Annotated in this window: 19 protein-coding genes and 1 tRNA gene; 4 read left to right on the forward strand and 16 right to left on the reverse strand. The window is 55.0% G+C overall.

What is annotated here, in order from left to right:
- Positions 1 to 999: 999 nt before the first annotated feature.
- The 6 genes from ppk2 to ACLD9W_RS09400 all read right to left on the reverse strand — a co-directional run bounded on the left by ppk2 (position 1,000) and on the right by ACLD9W_RS09400 (position 6,855).
- Positions 1,000 to 1,845 carry a polyphosphate kinase 2 gene (ppk2, locus tag ACLD9W_RS09375; RefSeq protein ID WP_410841774.1) on the reverse strand — a complete coding sequence of 282 codons (846 nt, stop codon included), beginning with the start codon at positions 1,843 to 1,845 and terminating at the stop codon, positions 1,000 to 1,002.
- 260 nt (positions 1,846 to 2,105) lie between these two features.
- The gene (locus ACLD9W_RS09380) at positions 2,106 to 2,999 is read right to left on the reverse strand and encodes an ABC transporter permease subunit (RefSeq protein ID WP_009426942.1); all 894 of its coding nucleotides are present in this window, start codon (positions 2,997 to 2,999) and stop codon (positions 2,106 to 2,108) included.
- Entirely contained in the window at positions 2,992 to 3,966 is a 975-nt protein-coding gene (locus tag ACLD9W_RS09385) for an ABC transporter permease subunit (RefSeq protein WP_094031134.1), read from the reverse strand. The genes ACLD9W_RS09380 and ACLD9W_RS09385 overlap by 8 nt, the downstream gene beginning before the upstream one ends.
- A 13-nt stretch (positions 3,967 to 3,979) precedes the next feature.
- Entirely contained in the window at positions 3,980 to 5,098 is a 1,119-nt protein-coding gene (locus ACLD9W_RS09390; RefSeq protein WP_410841775.1) for an ABC transporter ATP-binding protein, read from the reverse strand.
- A 391-nt stretch (positions 5,099 to 5,489) separates the two neighbouring features.
- Positions 5,490 to 6,104: a bacteriohemerythrin gene (locus ACLD9W_RS09395; RefSeq protein ID WP_410841776.1), complete on the reverse strand. Its 615-nt coding sequence runs from the start codon at positions 6,102 to 6,104 to the stop codon at positions 5,490 to 5,492.
- Between the two features lie 154 nt (positions 6,105 to 6,258).
- The gene (locus tag ACLD9W_RS09400; RefSeq protein WP_410841777.1) at positions 6,259 to 6,855 is read right to left on the reverse strand and encodes a phospholipid-binding protein MlaC; all 597 of its coding nucleotides are present in this window, start codon (positions 6,853 to 6,855) and stop codon (positions 6,259 to 6,261) included.
- A 226-nt stretch (positions 6,856 to 7,081) separates the two neighbouring features.
- On the opposite strand from ACLD9W_RS09400, the gene ACLD9W_RS09405 reads away from it, so the two are divergent.
- Positions 7,082 to 8,110, forward strand: a complete 1,029-nt coding sequence (locus ACLD9W_RS09405; RefSeq protein ID WP_410841788.1) for an HlyD family secretion protein — start codon at positions 7,082 to 7,084, stop codon at positions 8,108 to 8,110.
- A gap of 134 nt (positions 8,111 to 8,244) precedes the next feature.
- Here ACLD9W_RS09405 and uvrC read toward each other — a convergent pair whose 3' ends face one another.
- From uvrC to ACLD9W_RS09455, 10 genes are all read right to left on the reverse strand, one after another.
- Complete coding sequence (gene uvrC / locus ACLD9W_RS09410; RefSeq protein ID WP_410841778.1) at positions 8,245 to 10,080, reverse strand: excinuclease ABC subunit UvrC; 1,836 nt, start codon at positions 10,078 to 10,080, stop codon at positions 8,245 to 8,247.
- A gap of 112 nt (positions 10,081 to 10,192) precedes the next feature.
- Entirely contained in the window at positions 10,193 to 10,447 is a 255-nt protein-coding gene (locus ACLD9W_RS09415; RefSeq protein WP_410841779.1) for a DUF333 domain-containing protein, read from the reverse strand.
- Between the two features lie 26 nt (positions 10,448 to 10,473).
- On the reverse strand, positions 10,474 to 10,680 hold the full coding sequence (locus ACLD9W_RS09420) for a hypothetical protein (protein ID WP_395428595.1): 207 nt from the start codon (positions 10,678 to 10,680) through the stop codon (positions 10,474 to 10,476).
- Positions 10,681 to 10,724: 44 nt separating this feature from the next.
- Positions 10,725 to 11,456 (reverse strand): deaminase, encoded by a 732-nt coding sequence (locus tag ACLD9W_RS09425; RefSeq protein ID WP_410841780.1) that lies wholly within the window; start codon positions 11,454 to 11,456, stop codon positions 10,725 to 10,727.
- Between the two features lie 295 nt (positions 11,457 to 11,751).
- A tRNA-Ile gene (locus ACLD9W_RS09430) sits at positions 11,752 to 11,827 on the reverse strand.
- Positions 11,828 to 11,992: 165 nt separating this feature from the next.
- Positions 11,993 to 12,682: a phospholipase D-like domain-containing protein gene (locus tag ACLD9W_RS09435; protein WP_410841781.1), complete on the reverse strand. Its 690-nt coding sequence runs from the start codon at positions 12,680 to 12,682 to the stop codon at positions 11,993 to 11,995.
- A 101-nt stretch (positions 12,683 to 12,783) separates the two neighbouring features.
- The gene (ettA, locus tag ACLD9W_RS09440; RefSeq protein WP_410841782.1) at positions 12,784 to 14,460 is read right to left on the reverse strand and encodes an energy-dependent translational throttle protein EttA; all 1,677 of its coding nucleotides are present in this window, start codon (positions 14,458 to 14,460) and stop codon (positions 12,784 to 12,786) included.
- Between the two features lie 165 nt (positions 14,461 to 14,625).
- Positions 14,626 to 14,847, reverse strand: a complete 222-nt coding sequence (locus tag ACLD9W_RS09445) for a transposase (RefSeq protein WP_410841783.1) — start codon at positions 14,845 to 14,847, stop codon at positions 14,626 to 14,628.
- A gap of 85 nt (positions 14,848 to 14,932) precedes the next feature.
- Positions 14,933 to 15,862 carry a CobW family GTP-binding protein gene (locus ACLD9W_RS09450; RefSeq protein ID WP_410841784.1) on the reverse strand — a complete coding sequence of 310 codons (930 nt, stop codon included), beginning with the start codon at positions 15,860 to 15,862 and terminating at the stop codon, positions 14,933 to 14,935.
- The gene (locus ACLD9W_RS09455) at positions 15,853 to 16,311 is read right to left on the reverse strand and encodes a Fur family transcriptional regulator (RefSeq protein ID WP_410841785.1); all 459 of its coding nucleotides are present in this window, start codon (positions 16,309 to 16,311) and stop codon (positions 15,853 to 15,855) included. Before ACLD9W_RS09455 ends, ACLD9W_RS09450 begins: the two co-directional genes overlap by 10 nt.
- Before the next feature lie 178 nt (positions 16,312 to 16,489).
- On the opposite strand from ACLD9W_RS09455, the gene ACLD9W_RS09460 reads away from it, so the two are divergent.
- From ACLD9W_RS09460 to ACLD9W_RS09470, 3 genes are all read left to right on the forward strand, one after another.
- Entirely contained in the window at positions 16,490 to 16,987 is a 498-nt protein-coding gene (locus ACLD9W_RS09460; RefSeq protein ID WP_410841786.1) for a dihydrofolate reductase, read from the forward strand.
- A gap of 168 nt (positions 16,988 to 17,155) precedes the next feature.
- A complete protein-coding gene (gene uvrA, locus ACLD9W_RS09465; RefSeq protein ID WP_410841789.1) occupies positions 17,156 to 20,005 on the forward strand; it encodes an excinuclease ABC subunit UvrA in 2,850 nt (949 codons plus the stop codon).
- Positions 20,006 to 20,034: 29 nt separating this feature from the next.
- Positions 20,035 to 22,080 carry a hypothetical protein gene (locus tag ACLD9W_RS09470; RefSeq protein WP_410841787.1) on the forward strand — a complete coding sequence of 682 codons (2,046 nt, stop codon included), beginning with the start codon at positions 20,035 to 20,037 and terminating at the stop codon, positions 22,078 to 22,080.
- The last annotated feature ends 158 nt before the right edge of the window (positions 22,081 to 22,238 follow it).

A 22,238-nucleotide genomic window follows, 5' to 3' on the forward strand; every position in this document is an offset into this window, starting at 1 on the left:
AGCCGCTCGTTTTTGCTACGATGCGGGTGTAATCCTAGGGTGCGTTCCGAGGCGACTGGCCTGTTTGGTTGCTATGGTACGCTGATTTGAACATACAAGGGTGTGTGGCGCGGCCACGCACGCGATCTCTAAGCATTTGGAGGCCATCTGAAATCTTCTCATGCTGTTTCAGACGGCTTTTTGGTTTTTCAAGCTATCTTTTAAGTTCGGAGACTGCGTGCGTCGCGGGGCGACACACCCTACCCATGTAGGCTAAGCCTACTGGATTCACGTGCATCACAAAATGACACAGGTTGCGATGAATGGACTGCGCCTACTTGTCGCCGGAAAGCAGAATCGGATTAGCCCCATGGAAGTAAAATATTCTTTGTCTTTATCTAAGTTGACGGAATAAAAATAACTGTTTAACAGTCGATTTGGCTTAGTATTAAAACGTTCATCTGCCCATTTCATACCCTTATTGAACTCTTTTTTTGCGCGTCGTTTCAATTTCAATAAGAGTTTTTCAATATTATCGTGAACATTAGTGCAAGAAACAACACCACAAATACTCTTGACCCCGCTTCTTGATCTTTGTAAACCAATAAGGTGCCATTAGACTTTGCAATATTTGCAAAGTTTCTGTTCTTTTCTTGCATGTTATTGGTAGTTAATTGATATACGAATGTCCCTCTTGAATTTGGTTCATCGGTAATCAGTGCTTGCCATTTGTCATTTATTGGGTCGTAAACAAGCAAATCATTTTCAATAATAAACTTATTTATAAAATTGATGAACTCATTATCATCAGCACAAATATTGCAATATATAATATTTCCAATTCAATCGCAAAGTTTAGGCCGCATTTGGTGCCGGTATACGACCAATAGGCATACTGCCGTTTCTGCGTTTCGCCACTCTTGCGGTAAACGGTGGCAAACTTCTATGCGGGACGGGCAAGCTGTTTGCGCTTTGCCACGCCATTTCTTTTCCCTTTGCTCCAACTGCGCAAATCCGGTTTCAGACGGCCTCTTCGTCTTCCTGCACGGCGTCGCGCTGCGCCTGTGCGCCGTAGTAGTCGTCGACCATGCGGCAGCTGCGTTCGGGTTCGCGGTAGCCGCCCGCTTTGTCGCGCGGGGGGAAGGAGACGTCGGGGGCGGGCAGGTGGCTGTAGGGGATTTGCGCGAGGAGGTGGCGGATGATGTTGAGGCGGGCGGTGCGTTTGTCGTTGCTGTCGGCGACGAACCACGGCGCCCAGGAAGTGTCGGTGGCGGCGAGCATATCGTCGCGCGCCTGCGAGTAGTCGTACCAGCGGCGGTAGGATTCGATGTCCATCGGTGAGAGTTTCCAGATTTTGCGCGGGTCGGCGATGCGGTTTTTCAGACGGCGCTCCTGCTCGGCCATATCGATTTCCAGCCAATATTTGAGGAGGATGATGCCGCTGTCGGTGAGGGCTTTTTCAAAGAAGGGCATGATGGCGAGGAACTGGCGGCAGTCGTCTTCGCTGCAAAAACCCATTACTCGTTCGACACCTGCCCTGTTGTACCAGCTGCGGTCGAAGATGACGACTTCGCCGGCGGCGGGCAGATGGGGGACGTAGCGTTGCAGGTAAATTTGGCTTTTTTCGCGCTCGGTGGGGGTGGGCAGGGCGACGGTGCGGAAGATGCGGGGGCTGACGCGCTCGGTGAGGGCTTTGATGGTGCCGCCTTTGCCCGCGCCGTCGCGGCCTTCGAAGAGGATGCAGACTTTGAGTCCTTCGTGCTGCACCCAGCGTTGCAGGGCGACGAGTTCGCCGTGCAGGTGTTTGAGTTCTTTGAGGTATTTTTTCAGGCTGATTTTCGGTTTTTTCTTGGTTTTGCCGTTCATGTTTATGCTCCTTTGTCGGGTTGCTGCGGAAGGGGCGGAAGATAGCATATCCGCGCTTTGCTCCCAAGCGGCGGGAGGCCGTCTGAAAGATGGGGACGGGGTTTCAGACGGCCTTTGTTTGCCGGTACAGGCGAACTTGGGACACAGGATAATCGGCGCTTGGGCGCGGACTCCGTTGCAAAAAGAGGCCGTCTGAAAAGTCCTTATCGGGCTTTCAGACGGCCTCTGTGCCGTTTGCGGCGGCGTGCCGCCAAGGGGGTTTAGTGGTGGATGGCCTGTTCGAGTGCCAGTTTTTCCTGCCTCTCAGCTTCGGCGGCTTCGCGTTCGCGGCGGGTGGCGTGGCGCATCATGTACCAGTTGAGGACGATAACGAGTGTGCCGACAACGCCGATGATGATGGTGGCCAAAACGTTCATCTGCGGGTCGAGGCCGAGTTTGATGCGCGAGAAGATGACCTGCGGCAGGGTGGACGAGCCGGGGCCGGACAGGAAGGAGGTAATCACCAAATCATCGAGCGACAGGGTGATGCCGAGCAAAAAGCCCGAGGCGATGGCGGGGGCGATCAGCGGCAGGGTGATGACGAAGAAGATTTTCAGCGGCCGCGCGCCCAAGTCCATCGCGGCTTCTTCCAGCGACTGGTCGAGTTCGCTCAGGCGGGCGCGGATGAGGACGGTGATGTAGGCCATACACAGGGTGGTGTGGCCGAGGAAGATGGTGAAGAAGCCGTTGCCCAGCCAGTCTTGGCGGCCGAAGATTTCCTGAATCATGCCCTGCACTTGGATGATAAGCAGCAGCATGGACAGGCCGGTGATGACGTCGGGCATCACCATGGGCGCGGACACCATACCGGCAAACAGGGTGCTGCCGCGAAAGCGTTTGATGCGGGCGAGTGCGTAGCCCGCCAGCGTGCCGAGGACGACGGCGGCCAGCGAGGAGGCGACGGCGATGCGCAGCGACAGCCAGGCGGCTTCGAGGATTTGGTCGTTGTCCAGTAGCTTGGCATACCATTTGGTGGAGAAGCCGCCCCAAATGGTGACCAGCTTGGATTCGTTGAAGGAATACACCACCAACACAATCAGCGGGATGTAGAGGAAGGCCAGGCCGAGGAAGAGCATGGCGCGCAGAAACCAAGAGGTGTTTTGCCGTTTAGCCATTTTTGCCTCCTTCTTCCAGCTGGCGGGTTTCGTAGCGGTGGTAGAGCGTGATGGGGAAGACCAGCAGCAGCACCATAACGACGGCCAGCGCGGAAGCCAGCGGCCAGTTGTTCTGCTCGAAGAAGGTCATCCACAGCACTTTGCCTATCATCAGGTTGTCCGAACCGCCGACCAGATCGGGAATGACGAACTCGCCGACGGCAGGTACGAACACCAGCATCGAACCGGCGATAATGCCCGCTTTCGACAGCGGCAGGGTAATCGAGAAAAACGCTTTCACCGGCCCGGCGCCCAAGTCGGAAGCGGCTTCGAGCAGGCGGTGGTCGAGTTTGATAAGCTGGGTGTAGAGCGGCAGGATCATAAAGGGCAGATAGGCGTATACCATCACCAGTTGCAGCGAGAAGGCGTTGTAAAACATATCGAGCGGCTCGCTGATGATGCCGTATTTCATCAGCAGGTGGTTGATGATGCCGTTGGAGCTGAGCAGCCCCATCCAGGCGTAGACGCGCAGCAGGAAAGACGTCCAAAACGGCAGCATGATGGCCAGAAGCAGGCCGTTGCGGTAGGCCGGTTTGGCGCGCGAAATGGCGTAGGCCATCGGATAGCCGACAAGCAGGCAGATCAGCGTGGTGAGACAGGCGGTTTTCACCGACGACCAATAAGTGCGCAGATACATATTGCTGTTGCCGTCGGCGGACGAGAGGCCGAACATCTGCGACAGCGTGCCGCCGAAGTTTTGGAAGATTTCCTTGTAATTCTGCGTGACGATGTGCAGGGCTTGTTTGCCGGTTTCGGGGTCGGTGACAAACAGGTCGGTATAGGGCGGAATCTTGATGTCCTGCTCGGCAAAGCTGATTTTCAGGACAATAAAGAAGGGCACGAGAAACAGCAGCAGCAGCCAAACATAGGGCACGCCGATGACGAATTTGCCCCCGGGGCGCAGGCGGCGTTTGATATTGACGGACATTTCAGACGGCCTCCTAGCGGGTCAGCGGGGTGGGCTGGTTTTCCGGCCAGTCGAGATACACCTCGTCGCCCCAGGTCGGCGGCGTGAGGTTGCGCACATACCAATAAGGCGCGGGCACCTGGCTTTTGACGATGCGGCCGCTGTCGGTCTGCACGTGGTAGATGGCGTAGCTGCCGAGGTAGGCGATGTCTTTCACCGTGCCCTTCGCCCAGTTGTGCGTGTCGCGGTGCGCCGGTTTTTCCTTGTGCAGGTCGATGTCTTCGGGGCGGATGCTCACCCAGATGGTCTGCCCCGTTTCGGCCTCGAATTTCTGGTCGGTGTAGACCTTGTTCGGCAGCTCGGGGCAGTCGATCAGGGCGTGCTCGTCGTCTTTGTGCGCCACTTTGCCCTCGAAGATATTGGTTTCGCCGATGAATTCGGCGGTGAAGCGGCTGTTGGGGTAGTCGTAGATATTGCTGGGCGTGTCGACCTGTTGCAGTTCGCCGTCGGACATAATCGCCACGCGGGTGGCCATGGTCATTGCTTCTTCCTGGTCGTGCGTCACCATGATGCAGGTAACGCCCACTTTTTCCAGCGTATTCACCAGTTCGAGCTGGGTTTGCTGGCGCAGCTTTTTGTCGAGCGCGCCCAAGGGTTCGTCCAGCAGCAAAAGCTTCGGCCGTTTGGCCAGCGAACGCGCCAGGGCGACGCGCTGCTGCTGGCCGCCGGAGAGCTGGTGCGGCTTGCGCTTGGCGTATTTCGTCATCTGCACGAGACGCAGCATTTCGTCGACGCGCTCTTGGATTTCGGTGGGCGGCACTTTGTCCTGTTTCAGGCCGAAGGCGATGTTCTGTTCTACGGTCATGTGCGGGAACAGGGCGTAGCTTTGGAACATCATATTGATGGGACGCTCGTAGGGAGCGAGGGCGGTGATGTCCTGGCCGTCGAGGATGATGCTGCCTTCCGACGGCGTTTCCATACCGGCCAGCATGCGCAGCAGCGTCGACTTGCCCGAGCCGGAGCTGCCGAGCAGGGCGAAGATTTCATGTTGTTGAATATCGAGGCTGATATGTTTGACGGCGAAGTTTTCACCGAATTTTTTGACCAGCCCCCTGATTTGCAGGTAGGACTGTGCGGCGGATTCTGTGGTCATTTCACATGCTCCAAAGAAACTCGATACCGGCTGGAACGGAACTCGAAAGGTGGATGTGTAAGCCGGCAATGCGGGGGGAAGCGATTGTCCGTTCGGCATTGTCCGGCTGCGGAAATATAGTGAAACAAAATGGGAAAGATACAAGGCAGCAAGCCGCAGACAGTATGGGTAATACGGCAAGGCGCAGCACCGCCGTAGATTTTCTGTTTTGTTTCGCTATAAAAAAGCGGCGTATTATATGGGCGGCCTTGCGCGGGGGCAAACGGATTCGGCCAAAGCTGCCGATATCGCCGCCTTGTAGGCCGAAAAGCAACAGCGCGGCAGGCTGAGGCCGTCTGAAAGCCGGTTTTCCCGTTTTCAGACGGCCTCTTTATTTATCCGATGCAGGTTTTCAGCGCCAGATTTTCAGGTTCTGAATGCTTTGGCGCGCTTTGGCAAACAGGTCGGTGTCTTCACGGCCGCCCTGCCCTTCTTCTGCGGCGGCCTTATCGGGCGCGGGTGCGTCGTCGGCGAGGGTGGAGAACGCGGCATGTGCGTGGCGGCGCGGTTGGGCGAAGGCGGCGTTGACGGCACGCTCGGCAGCCAATTCCTCCTGCTCTTTCTGCTGCTGCACCAGATATTTTTGCACAATGGGGATAAAGCCGCGGTCGTGGTGGCTGATGTGGGTGAACAACCAGGATTGCAGCAGATCGAGCAGCTCCTGCCCGATGTCTTCTCCGCTGCTGTGGGCGGCCTGCATTTCGCCTACTTTGTCGACGAAGCGGCGGTGTATCTGCTTGTGCTGGCGGCTCAGGGGATAGCCCGCGTCGTCCATCAGCTTTTCTTCATCGGTGAAATGTTCGACGGTGTAGCGTATCAGGTCGCCGATAATCCGCCCTTCGGCGGCGGTGTCTTTGTTTTGGTTGGCTTCGTAAAGTTCGTTCAGGCAGCGCACGAGGATTTTGTGCTGCTCGTCCACCTGTCCGATGCCGGTGTCCAAATCCGGCGTCCAGTCGAAAAAGTTCATGGCGTTTTTCCGTTGTTGTTGTTTTTCAAAACGTGCCATTCTAGCGGCACGGCACAAAACGCCCTTAATCCAGGTCAAACAATGCGTCCGCGCAATTAAAGAGGCCGTCTGAAACCCGGTTTCGGGTTTTCAGACGGCCTTTTGGGAAACGCGGCTAGTCCGCCCGTTTCAAGCCTTTGTTTTTCACCGTTTCGATCATGCCGTCGATGCCTTTTTGCGCGATCAGCTCGCCGAACTGGTTGCGGTAGACGGTGACGATGCCCACACCGTCCACCTGGATATTGTAGAGTTTGTATACCCCGCCGCTCGGATAGAGCTGGTAGGCCACTTCATACCGTTTGCCCTCGGGCGTGCGGATTTCGGAATAAACGTCGGTTTTGCCGCCGCGCTCCGTTATTTTCGGCAGCACCTTCACCTCGGCGCGGCGCGCGCCCATCATCGCCGAACGGGCATACATCCTGATCAGCATGTCTTTAAACGCACGGACAAACTCCTGCTTCTGCCGTGCGTCAAACTGCCGCCACGGCTGGCCGACGGCCATTGCCGAGAGCCGCTCGTAATCCAAAAAGCGGTCGGCATACTGCTCCACGCTGCGGATTCTCTGCTGCTCGTCCAAAGACGTATTTTTCACAATGCCCAACACATCCTCGATATTGCGGCGCACCTGCTGCTGCGCGGGATGGTTTTCCGCCGCCTGCACGGCGGGCGCCGCAGCCAAAACGGCGCATACTGCATAACGGTATGCAAACATAAGCTATCCTTTCTTGTGTTCTCCGGGCACACCCGGAACGCCGCACACTCTACCAGCCCGCGCCACGCCGTGCAAAGGCCGTCTGAAAGCACAGCTTCAACGAAGTTAAAAACGGCAATCCCGCCTTTCAGACGGCCTTGCCCCGCTGCAGCGGCGGTTATATTATCGGCGCTCCCTTTGCCGTGCATGGACGCATCCCGTGAAAAAAACCGCCCTACTGACCGCCCTGGCCGCCGCCCTCGCCGCAGGCGCCTATCTTTATTACCACCGCCAGAGCGACGCCCTGCCCCAAGGCATCGCCCAATCCAACGGCCGACTCGAACTCAACCGCCTCGACGTCGCCACCCTCTATCCCGGTCGCGTCCGCGCCATGCCCTTTGACGAAGGCGCCGACATCAAAGCGGGTGACATCCTCGCCGAACTCTCCTCTGAAACCAGCAGCAGCCGCCTCGAAGAAGCACAGGCCGCCGAACGCCTGCGTCAAGGCAGCGTCCGCCGCGCCCGCGCCGCCCAAGAACAGACCCTGCGCACCGTAACCAAAGCCGAAGCCAACAGCGAAGCCGCCCGCCAACAGCAGCGCGTCGCCAAAATGGAATGGGACAACGCGCGCAAAATGCAGGCCGACGGACTCGTCTCCCCCGCCGAAACCGAGCGCCGCCGCGCCGATTACGAACGCGCTTCGGCCGCCGTCAAAGCCGCCGAAGCCGCCCGCGCCGAAGCACAGGCCGCCGTCGCCCAAAGCCGTGCTGCCGAAAGCGAAGCACAGGCCGCCGCGCAACAGGCCGCCGCCGCTGTGAAGGCCGCCGGTTCGGCCAACGACGACATGAACATCCGCGCACCGATAAACGGACGGTTGGAATACAGAATCGCCGAAGTCGGCAGCGTCGTTGCCGCCGGCTCGAAAATCGCCAGCCTGCTCGACCCCGCCGACGTCTCGATGAACATCTTCCTGCCCGTCGCCGCGATGAGCCGTCTGAAAGTCGGCGGCGAAGCGCGCATCCGCCTCGACGGCATCGACGCCGTCTTCCCCGCCAAAATCTCATTCATCGCCGCCGAAGCCCAGTTCACGCCCAAGTCGGTGGAAACCGAAAACGAACGCGCCAAACTGATGTTCAAAGTCAAACTGAAAATCCCCGCCGACACCGCCCTGCGCCACAACCGCCTACTCAAAGGCGGTATGACGGGCAACGGTTTCGTCAAAACCGACGAAACCGCCGCCTGGCCGCAGGATTTGGCCGTGAAACTGCCGCAGTAGAAACCGCGCGCGTCTGCGCTTTGAGGCCGTCTGAAACCCCGCAACGGAGCTTTCAGACGGCCTCTGCCGCTGCGGCGACTGCATATGCCGCTTTATGGCGTAAAAGCCGCCGCAACACCAAATGTCAACGGCTGCTAATGCAGATGCTCGTAAATCTTTTCGGCCAGTGCTTTGCTGATGCCTTCGACCTGTGCGAGGTCTTCTTTGCTGGCGGCGGCGATGCCGCGCAGGCCGCCGAAGCGGGTGAGCAGGGCTTGGCGGCGTTTGCTGCCTACGCCGGGGATTTCGCCGAGCGAGGAGGTGATGCGGGCTTTGTCGCGTTTTTTGCGGTGGCCGGTGATGGCGAAGCGGTGCGATTCGTCGCGCACGGTTTGCAGGAGGTGCAGGGCGGGGCTTTGCGGCGGCAGGCGGAAGGTTTCGCCGGTGAAAGGCAGGATGAGTTCTTCCATGCCGGCTTTGCGCTCGGGGCCTTTGGCGATGCCGACGAGGGGGATGGTGAGGCCGAGTTCCTGCCATACGGATACGGCCACGCCGATTTGGCCTTTGCCGCCGTCGATGAGTACCACGTCCGGCCATTTGACGGCTTCGCCTGCGGCTTCGGCCTGTTGCATTTTGCCGTAGCGGCGGGTGAGCACTTCGCGCATGGCGGCGTAGTCGTCGCCTGCTTTGGCGGTGGTAATGTTGTAGCGGCGGTATTGCGAGGGCTGGATGTTGTGTTCGTCGTACACGACGCACGATGCGATGGTGGCTTCGCCTTGGGTGTGGCTGATGTCGAAGCATTCGAGGCGGGCCAGGCCGTCTGAATCCATGTTGAGGATTTTGGCCAATTCGTCGATGCGCTGCTGCTGGCCGGTGTGTTGCAGGCGGCGTTGTTCGATGGCGATGCGGGCGTTTTGTTCGGCCATGTTGAGCCACACTTTGCGCTCGCCTTTGGTTTTTTCGACAAATTGGATTTGCCGACCGTGTTCGCCGTCCAATGCTTCGCGCAGGGCGGCGGGTACGGGAAAATTGCTGATGATGATGTCGGGCTTGGCTTTGCCGAGGTAGTGTTGGGCGACGAAGGCTTCGGCGTAGTCTTGGCCTTGCGGGTCGGGGTCGTTTTTGAGGTCGGGGAAGAAACTTTTGTCGCCGACGTGCCGCCCGCCGCGTATGCTCACCCAGTGTACGCAGACGAGGCCGTCTGAAACGGCCAGCGCGAGCAGGTCGATGTCGTTGGGGTTGTCGGGGTTTTTGCTGTCGATAAACTGGCTGCTCTGCATGATGCCGAGGGCTTGGATTTGGTCGCGGTAACGGGCGGCCTGTTCAAATTCGAGGTTTTCGGCGGCTTCGTGCATTTTCTGTTGCAGGGTGTGCGTGAGCTCGGCGGTTTTGCCGTTGAGAAAATCGGCGGCCTGGCGCACGCTGTCGCGGTAGTCTTCTTCGCTGATGTAGCCGACGCAGGGCGCAGTGCAGCGTTTGATTTGGTAGAGCAGGCAGGGGCGGTCGCGGTTGGCGAACACGCTGTCTTCGCAGGTGCGGAGCATAAACACTTTTTGCAGAACCTGAATGCTGTCGCGCACGGCACTGCTGTTGGGGTAGGGGCCGAAGTATTGGTTGGGCTTTTTGAGCGTGCCGCGATAGTAGGCCATCCGGGGGTAGGTATGGCCGCTGAGCATGAGGTAGGGGTAGCTTTTGTCGTCGCGAAACAGGATATTGTATTTGGGCGACAGGGCTTTGATGAAATTGTTTTCCAGAATCAGCGCTTCGGCTTCGGAGCGGGTAACGGTGGTTTCGATGTGGTGGATTTGCTTCACCATCAGGGCGATGCGCGGGGAATGGTCGTTTTTTTGGAAGTAGCCAGACACGCGCCGTTTGAGGTTGACGGCTTTGCCGACGTACAACACGTTGCCCGCTTTGTCGAAAAAGCGGTACACGCCGGGCAAAAGCGGCAGGTTTTTGAGAAACAGCGGAATGTCGAAATGATCTTGCATGGTGTGGCGGCAGGTTTTTGTTTTTCAGACGGCCTGCATTATACCGAGGCGGCGAAAGGCCGTCTGAAAGCTCCAAACTAGGCTTTCAGACGGCCTTTTTTACAGCGGGTGCTTACTTGCTGTGTTTGCGGAAATATTCCCACTCTTCCACCACGCTGCCGTCGGGCAGGTGGCACATGGCGTATTCGTTGCCCTCTGCGTCCTTGCGCGGCTCGAGTTTGCCGCCGCGTTCGACGCAGAACACGGAAGCGGGATTGGCCATGCCGACGGCGGGCGGCGGCGCGGCGGCGGTTTTGCCGCTTTTTTTGGCACAGGCCGACAGCGCGGCGGCGGCGAAAATCAGGGCGAGGACGGTTGCGGGTTTCATGGCGGGATACCTTTCTTTTTAACGGATTAATGACGGGAAAGATCAGAAGGGCGACGGGCATCACGGGCAAACTGCTGCGCGCAGTAAGCGCTGCCGCCCGCGCGGTATTTGTTACCCTCAATTCCGCCCAAAGGCTCGGAACACGACGGGGAGCCGCCCGCCACACCCTGCCACGGCGCGGCGCAGGCGGACAAAACGGCAGATGCAGCCAGCAACAGCAAAACGGTTTTCATATGATTCCTTTCAGACGGCCTTTTAAAACGGGCGGATTATACGGTCAAACGCCGCCCTTCTGCCGCCGTTCGCGGAAAAAAGCCCGCAGCAGGGCGCGGCTCTCGTCGGCCAGAATGCCGCCGAACACCGCCGTATGGCTGTTCAGACGGCCGTCGGCAAACAAATCGCACACGCTGCCCGCCGCGCCGCTTTTGGACTCGGCCGCACCGAACACCACCCGCGCCACCCGCGCCTGCAACAGGGCGGAGGCGCACATCGCGCATGGCTCGAGCGTCACATACACGTCGCAGCCGTCCAGCCGCATACTGCCGAGCCGCCGCCCCGCCGCCGAGAGCGCGCGGATTTCCGCGTGCGCGCTGACATCGCAGTCGGCCAGACAGCGGTTGTGCGCCGCCGCCAGCACCTCGCCGCCGCGCACCACCAGTGCACCCACCGGCACTTCCCCCAGCGCCGCAGCCGCTTCTGCCTGCCGCAGCGCCAGCCGCATAAAGCGCTCCGCCTCGGCTTCGGCAGGCGGCAGGGCAACGGGCGGATGGCGTTTGACCGCATCCAGCAGCGCGGCCTTGTCCTCCTCCGTCAACGCGCGCGCGTCCGTGCCCGCGCATTCCGCCGCCAGCTGCCACAGCACGCTGCGCGTCACCGTGCAGCCCGCCGCTTTGAGCAGCAAAAAAGCCTGCACCGCCCCCGTCCGCCGCAAATCCCCGCGCGTCAGCATGCCCAGCGCGTTGAGGGCGCGGACAACGGAAGGGGCAAAAGGCGGCGTGGCAAGAAGCATGGTTTCGGAATCGTTGGAAAAAAGTCGGGAAACGGGTTTGCGCGGCTTGAGGCCGTCTGAAACTTATCAGCCTGCTGCGTCCCCGTTAGGATGGGTTTGCGCCGCTGCGGCAACTTTGGCAGGACATCGGCGAAATGCAGTTCTGCGAACTGCCATCCCCGCCCCCTGCCCTCCCCCGCGCTTTAAGGCGCAGGGGAGGGAGCCCGATTCGCGGCAGGATTGGCGGTTTCAGACGGCCTCAAGAATAAATACGGGGCAAAACAAAAGCCAAGTCGGCAAACTTGGCTTTTTGAGTTGGTGGGTCCGGTGGGGTTCGAACCCACGACCAAGGGATTATGAGTCCCCTGCTCTAACCCCTGAGCTACAGACCCTGCATGCCGCTCTGGCAGCAAAGCGCGGCATTCTAGCGGCAATCGCGGCCGAAAACAAGGGCGGCGGGAAATTTATCGGCAAAGGCCGTCTGAAAGCGTGGCTTCAAGGAAGTGAAAAGCTTTCAGACGGCCTTTGCCTTCACAAACGTACGCCATCAATAGCATTTACAAGCTTAACGCACCGTCCCACACGATAAAATAACCGAATTTCCCTTTCTTCACTTCGCCTCCCGCCTGTTTGCCCGCTTCGGTCAAAGAATAATATTTCCCCTCAAACTGCTGAAGTCCCGCATCACAGAGCTTCTGGTTGCACTCTTGCGTACTGATGCCCCATTTTTCGGCCAGCTTGGCCGCAGTCAGTTTTCCATATCCCTGAGGAGAAACTTCATGGCTTTCTGCTTCGGTGTTCACCGCATCCAACGATACCTTCACTTCTTCGCTGATACGGATAATTCTCTGTGCTTCTTCATAGGCATCCCGATAAATTTGCCCGTCTTCATCCTTGGATAAGAAAATCCCCATTTCGTGATTGTTTACTTGGCTGAACTCATAAAGATTCAGGCTGGTAATGATGCATGACTGCTCGCTGATGTAGCATTTGGCGTGAAGATTCGGGCAATAGCTGATGCGCACATAATCCAGCGATTTAAACCATTTCATTTCGGAAGGGTTCAAATCGTTTTTTCCATAGATAATCCGGATGTCGATTTTCATCCGGTTTTTATCTTCCAAAAGCTCTTTCAAACGGTCGTTGAGCTTCCAATACGGGCTGATGAGAAACAAACGTTCCCGCGCATTTTTAATCAGCTCTTCCAAGTAAAAACTGGCGGCTGTAGTGGTCAGAAATTTTGCCATAAGACTTTCCCTTATTTACTCATTACACACACAACAGATGCCGTCTGAAAGCGAAACCGCAACGAAGTTAATAGCTTTCAGACGGCCTTTTTTTCACACCATCACCGCGTTACGGGTTTGTAGCGAATCCGCTTCGGCTTCGCGCCCTCTTCGCCCAAGCGGCGTTTTTTATCGGCTTCGTATTCCTGATAGTTGCCGTCGAAGAACACCCATTTGGAGTCGCCTTCGCAGGCAAGGATATGCGTGGCGATGCGGTCGAGGAACCAGCGGTCGTGCGAGATGACCATCACGCTGCCTGCAAATTCCAAGAGCGCGTCTTCCAGCGCGCGCAGGGTTTCTACGTCCAAGTCGTTGGACGGTTCGTCCAGCAGCAGCACATTGCCGCCGCTCAACAAGGTTTTCGCTAAGTGCAGACGGCCGCGTTCGCCGCCGGAAAGGTTGCCGGCGATTTTGCTTTGGTCGCTGCCTTTGAAATTGAAGCGTCCCAAATAGGCGCGGGCGGGGATTTCAAACTGGCCGACCTGCAAAATGTCGCGGCCTTCGGCGATGTTGTCAAACACGGTTTTGTCGTTTTGCAGGCCGTCGCGGCTTTGGTCGATCAGCGACATTTTGACGGTTTGTCCGATTTTCACTTCGCCGCTGTCGGGCTGCTCTTTGCCCGAAATCATTTTAAACAGCGTCGATTTACCCGCGCCGTTCGGGCCGATGATGCCGACAATCGCGCCCGCAGGCACTTTGAAGCTCAAATCGTCAATCAGCACTTTGTCGCCAAACGATTTGGAAACGTTCACAAATTCAATCACTTCGTTACCCAAACGCTCGGCGACGGGAATGAAGATTTCCTGCGTTTCATTGCGTTTTTGGTATTCGTAGTTGCTCATTTCCTCGAAACGCGCCAAACGCGCTTTGGACTTGGCTTGGCGGCCTTTGGCATTCTGGCGCACCCATTCCAATTCCTGCTTCATCGCTTTCACGCGCGCGGCTTCGGATTTCGCCTCGTTTTCTAAGCGTTTTTCTTTCTGCTCCAGCCAAGACGAGTAATTGCCTTTCCACGGAATACCATGGCCGCGGTCAAGTTCCAAAATCCATTCGGCGGCATTGTCCAAGAAATAGCGGTCGTGCGTTACCGCAACGACTGTACCGGGGAAGCGCACGAGGAATTGTTCCAGCCATTCCACCGATTCCGCATCCAAGTGGTTGGTCGGCTCGTCCAGCAGCAGCATATCGGGTTTGCTCAACAATAATTTGCACAGCGCGACGCGGCGTTTTTCGCCGCCCGAGAGCACGCCGATTTTGGCATCCCAATCGGGCAGGCGCAGCGCGTCGGCGGCGATTTCCAACTCGTGTTCCGCGCCGCCGCCCGTGCTGCTGCCCGCCGCGATGATGGCTTCCAAGCGGCCTTGTTCTTCTGCCAGCGCGTCAAAATCGGCATCGGGGTTAGCGTATTCGGCATAGACTTCTTCCAAGCGTTTTTGCGCGGCGGCCACTTCGCCCAAGCCGCTTTCCACTTCTTCGCGCACGGTTTTTTCGGGGTCAAGCTCGGGCTCTTGCGGCAGATAGCCGATTTTGATGCCGCCCATCGGCACGGCTTCGCCTTCAAATTCGGTGTCCACACCCGCCATAATGCGCAACACGGTGGATTTGCCCGCGCCGTTCAGGCCGAGCAGGCCGATTTTTGCACCGGGGAAGAAGGACAGCGAGATGTCTTTGATGATGGTTTTCTGCGGCGGCACGACTTTGCTCACGCGCAGCATGGAATAGACGTATTGTTGGGACATGGGAGCTCCTTATATGAAACGGGGAAAGGGGGAAGGCCGTCTGAAAGCGGATTTTGGGGTTTCAGACGGCCTGACTAAAAGAATGCCTGCAAACGGTGTTGAGGCCGTTCCCGCCTTCGCGGGAATGACGTTTCTGAAAAAAGCGGTGTTTTGCGGTCGGCGGCATCAGCCGCGTGCCATCAACAAGACAAAACCCAGCCCGAACAGTATCGCCAGCAGCACGCCGACGGTGGCGGCAATCATGGCTCTGCTGTCGGTGCGGGCTTTTTCCAGTCGGGTTTGCGCCTCGATCAAACGGGTTTCCGCTTCGGTGAGCGCCGTCTGCGCCCGCATCATCTCGGCTTTGGCGGCGCACTCTTCGGGCGTGCCGTTCTGTTGTTCGTCCATGCTTTTTTCCTTTCGGCATCTGCTTTGAGGCCGTCTGAAAGCCGAAGGATTCAGTTTTTCTGTTTTCAGACGGCCTTTACCGTGTTTATTTCTCCAAAGCGTCGTTCAGCCGTTTTTCAATCAGATCGGCGTCGAAAGATTTGGCAATCAGCTCGAAGCGGCTGTCGCGCCGCCAGGCGACCTGGTTGGCGCCCCATTTTCCGTCCACCCAGTTGAGCCACACCCAGGTGCCGAGCACTTGGAACACGCCTTTGGCGCGCACCAGTCCTTCGGTGAGCTTGGGCAGTTCGTCGAAGAAGGCGGTGAGCCGTTCGCCGTCGAAATCGCGGCCTGCGGGGAAGGTGTAGCCCTGCGACTGGAAGCCCATGGTGTTGTCCGGCAGCGATTCGCTTTTCAGGCGGTAGCGCGGTTTTTCGATTACGGGGATGTCGAGCCAGGCGATATCGAGCTGCGCGTTCTGCACTTCGGCCACTTTGGCCTTGGGCGGGAAGAGTTTGCCCGCTTTGTCGCGGAAGGCGGCCAGCTCTTCTGCGGTGCAGAGGTCGGTTTTGCTGGCAATCAGGATGTCGCACACGCTGACCTGGTCTTTATAGAGAGCCTGGTTGGCATAATCGGGATTGACAAACTGGCGCGGGTCGACGACGGTGAACACGGCGGCGATGTCGATTTTGTCGGCAAACGGCGCGGCTTTGAGTTCGTCGATGACGCTGGCGGCGTGGGCAAGGCCGCTGGCTTCTATCATTACGCGGTCGGGTTCGTTGCGCAGCAGTTTGGCCAGCGCGCTGCCCATCTGCGGGCCGGCGGCGCAGCACAGGCAGCCGCCGGCGATTTCGGCCACGGGGATGCCTTCGTCGCTCAAAACCGCGCCGTCGATGCCGATTTCGCCGAACTCGTTGACCAGTATCACCCATTTTTCGTCGGGATTTTTCTGCGCCATCAGGCTTTTGAGGGCGGTGGTTTTGCCCGTGCCGAGAAAGCCGGAAATCAGATGGACTTTGGTTTTTTTCAACGGCATTGCGCGCACACTCCTGTCAGGACGACGTGTTTTTCCGTCAGTTCGAAGCCGCTGTTGCCCAGCGCCTGCTGCAAATCCGCCCATTGGCTGCTGAGCGTTTGTTCGTCGACCGCGCCGCATTCGGTGCAGACCAGAATAAAGGCGCTGTGGCTGTGCCCGCTGTGTTCCTCGTGGCCGTGTTCGCGGCAGTTGTGGCGGGCGTGGCTGCACAGCACATAGCCGTTCACCGCCGCGATTTTGTGCAATGCGCCCTGCTCCACCCAGAAATCGAGGGCGCGGTAGGCCGTGGGCGGGGCGACGGGGCTACTGCTGGTCTTTTGCATCGCCGAGAGCACCTGATAGGCTTTGATAACGCCTTCCTGTTCCAACACGATGTCGAGCACCTGCTCGCGCAGCGCGGTGACCTGCGCGCCGTTCAGCCGCGCCTGATCGATGATTTTCTGCTTCATGGTTTCCGTTCCTGTTTTCAGACGGCCTCGGACGCCGCCTTTAAAAAATATAGCGGCAGCAAACAGATGATTCCTGCCGAAAGGGGCGGATTATACCCGAAAGGCCGTCTGAAAGCGGCGCGCCCCGCAGCGGCGGGCGATATAATGGCGGCCGTCTGAAACCCATGAAACCAACGCCATGCCGAAAATCACCCTGATTGCCGCCTGCGCCGCCAACGGCGTAATCGGTGCGGACAACAAAATGCCCTGGCACCTGCCCGAGGACTTCGCCTTTTTCAAAGCCTACACGCTGGGCAAGCCCGTGGTGATGGGGCGCAAAACCTGGCAGTCGCTGCCGAAAAAGCCGCTGCCCGGGCGGCGCAATATCGTTGTCACGCGGCAGGCGGATTTTGCCGCCGAGGGCGCGGAAACCGCCGCTTCCCTTGCCGCCGCGTTCGCTTTGTGTGCCGGTGAAGAAGAAACCATCGTGATGGGCGGCGGCGAGATTTACGCGCAGGCGATGACGCAGGCTACCGATTTGCGTATCACCGAAATCGCGCTGGAAGCGGCGGGCGACGCGTTTTTCCCCAACATCGATGCCGCGCTGTGGCATGAGGCGGAGCGCACGGAACACGTCTCAGCCAACGGCCTGCGCTATGCTTTCGTGCATTATGTGCGCACGCCTTCGACGGAATAAGCCGCCGAAGGAACAAAAGGTCGTCTGAACAAAGGCCGTCTGAAAGCGTGTTTCCGCTTTGTTGGAACGCGCTTTCAGACGGCCTTTTTCCGTTTGCCAAACCAGGACGCGCAGACAAAAAGTGCTAGAATGCGCGGTTTCCTTTCACTTTTCAGACGGCATCCCACCATGTGCAAACACCACCCACACCCCACCCGCGACAACGACACCATCCGCATCCGCGGCGCGCGCACGCATAATTTGAAAAACGTCGATTTGGACATTCCGCGCCACAAGCTCGTGGTGGTCACAGGGTTGTCAGGCAGCGGCAAGTCGTCGCTGGCGTTTGACACGTTGTATGCCGAAGGGCAGCGGCGTTATGTTGAGAGCCTTTCCGCCTATGCGCGGCAGTTTTTGCAGATGATGGACAAGCCCGATGTCGATTTGATCGAAGGCCTGTCGCCCGCGATTTCCATCGAGCAGAAATCCACCAGCCACAATCCGCGTTCCACCGTCGGCACGGTAACGGAAATCCACGACTACCTGCGCCTTTTATACGCCCGCGTCGGCACGCCGTATTGCCCCGAACACAATCTGCCGCTGTCGAGCCAAACCGTATCGCAGATGGTCGATGCTGTGTTGAAGCTGCCGGAAGACACGCGCGTGATGATTCTGGCGCCGGCGGTGCGCGAGCGTAAGGGCGAGTTTGTCGATTTCTTTGCCGACTTGCAGGCGCAGGGTTTTGCGCGGGTACGCGTGGACGGCGAGGTCTATCAATTGGACGAAGTGCCGAAGCTGGAAAAAAACATCAAGCACAATATCGACGTGGTCATCGACCGCGTGAAAGTGAAGGCGGACATCAAGCAGCGGCTGGCGGAAAGTTTTGAAACTGCGCTGCGCCACGGCAACGAGCGTACGCTGGCGATGGAGATGGACAGCGGCGAAGAGCATTGGTTTTCCGCGCATTTCGCCTGCCCCGTGTGTTCGTACAGCCTGCCCGAATTAGAGCCGCGCCTCTTTTCGTTCAACAATCCGATGGGCTCCTGCCCGACTTGCGACGGCTTGGGCAACACCAATTTCTTCGACCCCGAAAAAGTAGTCGCCCATCCCGAATTGTCGTTGGCAACAGGCGCGATTGACGGCTGGGACAAGCGTAACCAATTCTATTTCCAAATGATTCAGTCGCTGGCGCGGCATTACGGTTTCGACGTGCAGGCTGCTTGGGAAACGCTACCTGAAAAAGTCAAAAAAGTCGTGCTGCACGGCTCAGGCAAAGAAGTCATTGATTTCACCTACCTGTCCGAACGCGGCACCACCTTCAACCGCAGCCACGCCTTCGAAGGCATCATCCCCAATCTCGAACGCCGCTACCGCGAAACCGACAGCGAAACCGTGCGTGAAAAACTGCGCGAATACCAAAACCACCGCGCCTGCCCAAGCTGCGGCGGCGCACGTTTGCGCAAAGAAGCGCGCTACGTTTACGTCAGCGGCGAACCATTGCACGAAGTCTCTGCCTGGCCGCTCACCAAAACCCACCAATTCTTTGAAACGCTGGATTTGGACGGCAACAAAAAACAAATCGCCGAAAAGATCCTCAAAGAGATCACCGAACGGCTCGGCTTCCTGATTAACGTCGGGCTGGATTATCTCAATCTCTCCCGCTCCGCCGAAACCCTCTCCGGCGGCGAAGCCCAACGTATCCGCCTCGCCAGCCAAATCGGCAGCGGCCTGACCGGCGTGATGTACGTTTTGGACGAACCCTCCATCGGCCTGCACCAGCGCGACAACGACCGCCTGCTCGCCACCCTCAAACGCCTGCGCGATTTGGGCAACAGCGTAATTGTGGTCGAACACGACGAAGACGCCATCCGCGAAGCCGATTTCGTCGTCGATATGGGCCCCGGCGCAGGCGAACACGGCGGCAACGTACTGATTGCCGACACGCCCGAAAACGTCGCCCAATGCGAAAAATCCGTTACCGGACAATACCTCAGCGGCAAAAAAACCATTGCCGTGCCGTCTAAACGCACGCCCGTCAATCCCGAGCGGATGCTCGTCCTCAAAGGCGCGCGCGGCAACAACCTCAAAAACGTTACCCTCGAGTTGCCGCTCGGTTTGATTACCTGCATCACCGGCGTATCCGGCAGCGGCAAGTCCACCCTGATTAACGACACCCTCGCCAAAATCACCGCCCGCGAACTCAACCGCGCCCAAGAAGAACCCGCCCCATACGACGACATCCACGGCCTCGAACACCTCGACAAAGTCATCAACGTCGACCAATCCCCCATCGGCCGCACCCCGCGTTCCAATCCCGCCACCTACACCGGCCTGTTCACCCCCATCCGCGAACTCTTCGCCGGCGTACCCCTCTCGCGCGAACGCGGCTACAACGTCGGCAGATTCTCCTTCAACGTCAAAGGCGGCCGCTGCGAAGCCTGCCAAGGCGACGGCGTCATCAAAGTCGAAATGCACTTCCTGCCCGACGTGTACGTCCCCTGCGAAGTCTGCCACGGCAAACGCTACAACCGCGAAACGCTCGAAATCCAATACAAAGGCAAAAACATCAGCCAAGTCCTCGACATGACCGTTGAAGAAGCCCGCGAATTTTTCGACGCCGTCCCCACCGTATCGCGCAAACTGCAAACCCTGATGGACGTAGGCCTCGGCTACATCCGCCTTGGTCAATCCGCCACCACCCTCTCCGGCGGCGAAGCCCAGCGCGTCAAACTCGCCTTGGAACTCTCCAAACGCGACACCGGCAGAACACTCTATATCCTCGACGAACCGACCACCGGCCTGCACTTCGCCGACATCGCCCTGCTGCTGGAAGTGATAGGTCGTCTGAAAGGCAAAGGCAACTCGATAGTGATTATCGAGCATAATTTGGATGTGATTAAAACTGCGGATTGGATTGTGGACTTAGGGCCGGAAGGCGGCGATGGTGGGGGGAGGATTATTGCTAAAGGTAGCCCCGAAGAGGTGGTAAAGGTTAAAGGGAGTTATACGGGAAAATATCTACAAGGAATGTTGAAGTAATTTCTCTCGTAATGATTAAGGAAAGTTGTATGGAAAATTTAATTGATGTGCTTTCTAATGAAGATGAATGGATAATTCCTGATATTTCTAAAGATTATAAAACTTATTCAAATTTATGCGCAAAGAGAGAAGACGAAAGAAATTTGATTACAACTATTCTACAACCAAAAGAAAATTACTTCACTCGTAGTGAAGTATTACTTACTTTGAAGCACTTTCGGCTTTCAGAGTATTTATATCCAAATCAAAAATATAAAAATAGGATAAATTTTTTAGAACTAATAATTAATAATGGAATATTGAATTCAGACTTTATAACTACAGATAAATCAAAATTACAATGCGTTAAAGATAAATTGGCAATTTTCAAAGAAGGATACTATTTTTCTGATATAGATAATTTCTTAATTGAAAAAAGTGCCATTGATTTTTTTAGACAGCGATTTCCTATTCTAAAATTTGAAGTTGATTCTGGTTATATTAAATTAGATCAAAAATCCGAAAAGAAATTTTTTCATTTTATTAAAAAAGAAGTCAATTATTTAAATTATATGGGATTGCTGTTTCTACTAGACAATATAAATAAAGAGATTTATTTTGATGCACCTAGTAAGCGATTTATATTTGATTATAATCAGCCTACCTATTGTAAAAAAGAAAATGAAGTATATGGGTACACCCCATATAACTATTTATTAAATTTATTTTTACCTTATATTAAAGATATACCCTTATCTTTTCCTAAAGAAGATACATTTATTAAAAAGCGCCATGATAGATTTACTAATCTTGTTTTGATTTTAAGAAACTACTTTAATTTAACTAATTTTTTTCCATCTGGTACCGGATGGGAAGATGAATTTATGGATATTAAATCTATTTGGGATTCCTTATTAAAAAATATTCATTTTGACCAAGTAGTAAAAATCCCTCAATTACCTACAAATACATTATATACACTAATAAAAGGCATTTTTTTGGATACAGATATAATTTACAGTCAGGATAAATTTCGAATATCAAACTTGGATCTAATACACCATATTTATGATTTTATTTGGGAAAAAATCATTGCCAATCAACCTAATTATTTTTATCTAACTGAAGAACATACAAATCTTACTTCTATTTCAGTTTCTGATATAAATAAAAATTATATTCATCCAAGACTTGATATACCCAAGAAAGATTTACTCAAAAATCCTTTGCTAAAACATTCTGTATCATCTAATTTAATAACATTAAACTCAAAGATAGAAACATTTACAAATATTGGTTGGTATGAAAAAGTCAGGGAATTAAGTGGATTAAAAGATACCCATTTAGGAATTTTAGTTGAAAGGTTTTTAAGTAAAAAACTAAAAGAAAAAGGTATGAATTTTAAAAATTCATTTTCATATAATTGTGATATTCCACCTTTTACAGAAACTCAATATATACCAAAGATGGGGGAGTGTGATTTTGTAATAGAAACGGAAACCAATATTATATTTATTGAATTAAAAATTAAAAGATTAACTATTGATTCATTATCAGGAAAAAGCCAACAAATTATACTTGACTATGCAAAATCTTATTTACTTGCATTGAATCAGGCATTAAATCATGAGTGCATTTTAAGAAAAAATACATTTATCAAAAATGAACTAGATAGTATCAGTATATTAAATAATACAAATTCTCTGAAACAAATTGATAAAATTTCATTAAGTTTATTTGAATTTGATAGCTTACATAACAAACGGTATTCATCAAATATTCTTAAAACAATAATTAATGCTGAGTTTACTGGAAATGCCCCAAAATTTGATGAAGAAATGAATAACATTCTGAATAAAATACGTTTTAAAGTTAAATATTTAATAGATGAGCATCAAATTAATTTTAATGAGTTATTTCTTAGTTTTAATCGTCTCAGTATTCCACAACTTTTATTTATTCTAGATAACTCTACTGATACAGAATCTTTTGTAAAAGAAATTAATTTATTGCGACATATCGATTTTTCAAATACTAAGGATTGGTATAGAGGATATACCTTTTATAAAAAATTAACTGAGGCTGAAGTAGATTAGCAAGCCGTAGCCCGCATACCCAACCAACCGCGTGCGTGGCTACGCCACACACCCTTTGTATGTTCAAATCAGCGTACCATAGCAACCAAACAGGCCAGTCGCCTCGGAACGCACCCTAGGATTACACCCGCATCGTAGCAAAAACGAGCGGCTGGCCA

The sequence above is a fragment of the Neisseria sp. WLZKY-1 genome (assembly GCF_046546535.1).
GTDB lineage: Bacteria > Pseudomonadota > Gammaproteobacteria > Burkholderiales > Neisseriaceae > Neisseria.

What these genes read in the sequence shown, in the direction of transcription:
- ACLD9W_RS09420 (WP_395428595.1), bottom strand. Translation starts at nt 10,680, where the DNA reads ATGAAAACCGTTTTGCTGTTGCTGGCTGCATCTGCCGTTTTGTCCGCC.
- uvrC (WP_410841778.1), bottom strand. Translation starts at nt 10,080, where the DNA reads ATGCAAGATCATTTCGACATTCCGCTGTTTCTCAAAAACCTGCCGCTT.
- uvrA (WP_410841789.1), top strand. Translation starts at nt 17,156, where the DNA reads ATGTGCAAACACCACCCACACCCCACCCGCGACAACGACACCATCCGC.
- ACLD9W_RS09415 (WP_410841779.1), bottom strand. Translation starts at nt 10,447, where the DNA reads ATGAAACCCGCAACCGTCCTCGCCCTGATTTTCGCCGCCGCCGCGCTG.
- ACLD9W_RS09455 (WP_410841785.1), bottom strand. Translation starts at nt 16,311, where the DNA reads ATGAAGCAGAAAATCATCGATCAGGCGCGGCTGAACGGCGCGCAGGTC.
- ACLD9W_RS09435 (WP_410841781.1), bottom strand. Translation starts at nt 12,682, where the DNA reads ATGGCAAAATTTCTGACCACTACAGCCGCCAGTTTTTACTTGGAAGAG.
- ppk2 (WP_410841774.1), bottom strand. Translation starts at nt 1,845, where the DNA reads ATGAACGGCAAAACCAAGAAAAAACCGAAAATCAGCCTGAAAAAATAC.
- ACLD9W_RS09385 (WP_094031134.1), bottom strand. Translation starts at nt 3,966, where the DNA reads ATGTCCGTCAATATCAAACGCCGCCTGCGCCCCGGGGGCAAATTCGTC.
- ACLD9W_RS09380 (WP_009426942.1), bottom strand. Translation starts at nt 2,999, where the DNA reads ATGGCTAAACGGCAAAACACCTCTTGGTTTCTGCGCGCCATGCTCTTC.
- ACLD9W_RS09470 (WP_410841787.1), top strand. Translation starts at nt 20,035, where the DNA reads ATGGAAAATTTAATTGATGTGCTTTCTAATGAAGATGAATGGATAATT.
- ACLD9W_RS09445 (WP_410841783.1), bottom strand. Translation starts at nt 14,847, where the DNA reads ATGGACGAACAACAGAACGGCACGCCCGAAGAGTGCGCCGCCAAAGCC.
- ACLD9W_RS09390 (WP_410841775.1), bottom strand. Translation starts at nt 5,098, where the DNA reads ATGACCACAGAATCCGCCGCACAGTCCTACCTGCAAATCAGGGGGCTG.
- ACLD9W_RS09460 (WP_410841786.1), top strand. Translation starts at nt 16,490, where the DNA reads ATGCCGAAAATCACCCTGATTGCCGCCTGCGCCGCCAACGGCGTAATC.
- ACLD9W_RS09450 (WP_410841784.1), bottom strand. Translation starts at nt 15,862, where the DNA reads ATGCCGTTGAAAAAAACCAAAGTCCATCTGATTTCCGGCTTTCTCGGC.
- ACLD9W_RS09395 (WP_410841776.1), bottom strand. Translation starts at nt 6,104, where the DNA reads ATGAACTTTTTCGACTGGACGCCGGATTTGGACACCGGCATCGGACAG.
- ACLD9W_RS09400 (WP_410841777.1), bottom strand. Translation starts at nt 6,855, where the DNA reads ATGTTTGCATACCGTTATGCAGTATGCGCCGTTTTGGCTGCGGCGCCC.
- ettA (WP_410841782.1), bottom strand. Translation starts at nt 14,460, where the DNA reads ATGTCCCAACAATACGTCTATTCCATGCTGCGCGTGAGCAAAGTCGTG.
- ACLD9W_RS09425 (WP_410841780.1), bottom strand. Translation starts at nt 11,456, where the DNA reads ATGCTTCTTGCCACGCCGCCTTTTGCCCCTTCCGTTGTCCGCGCCCTC.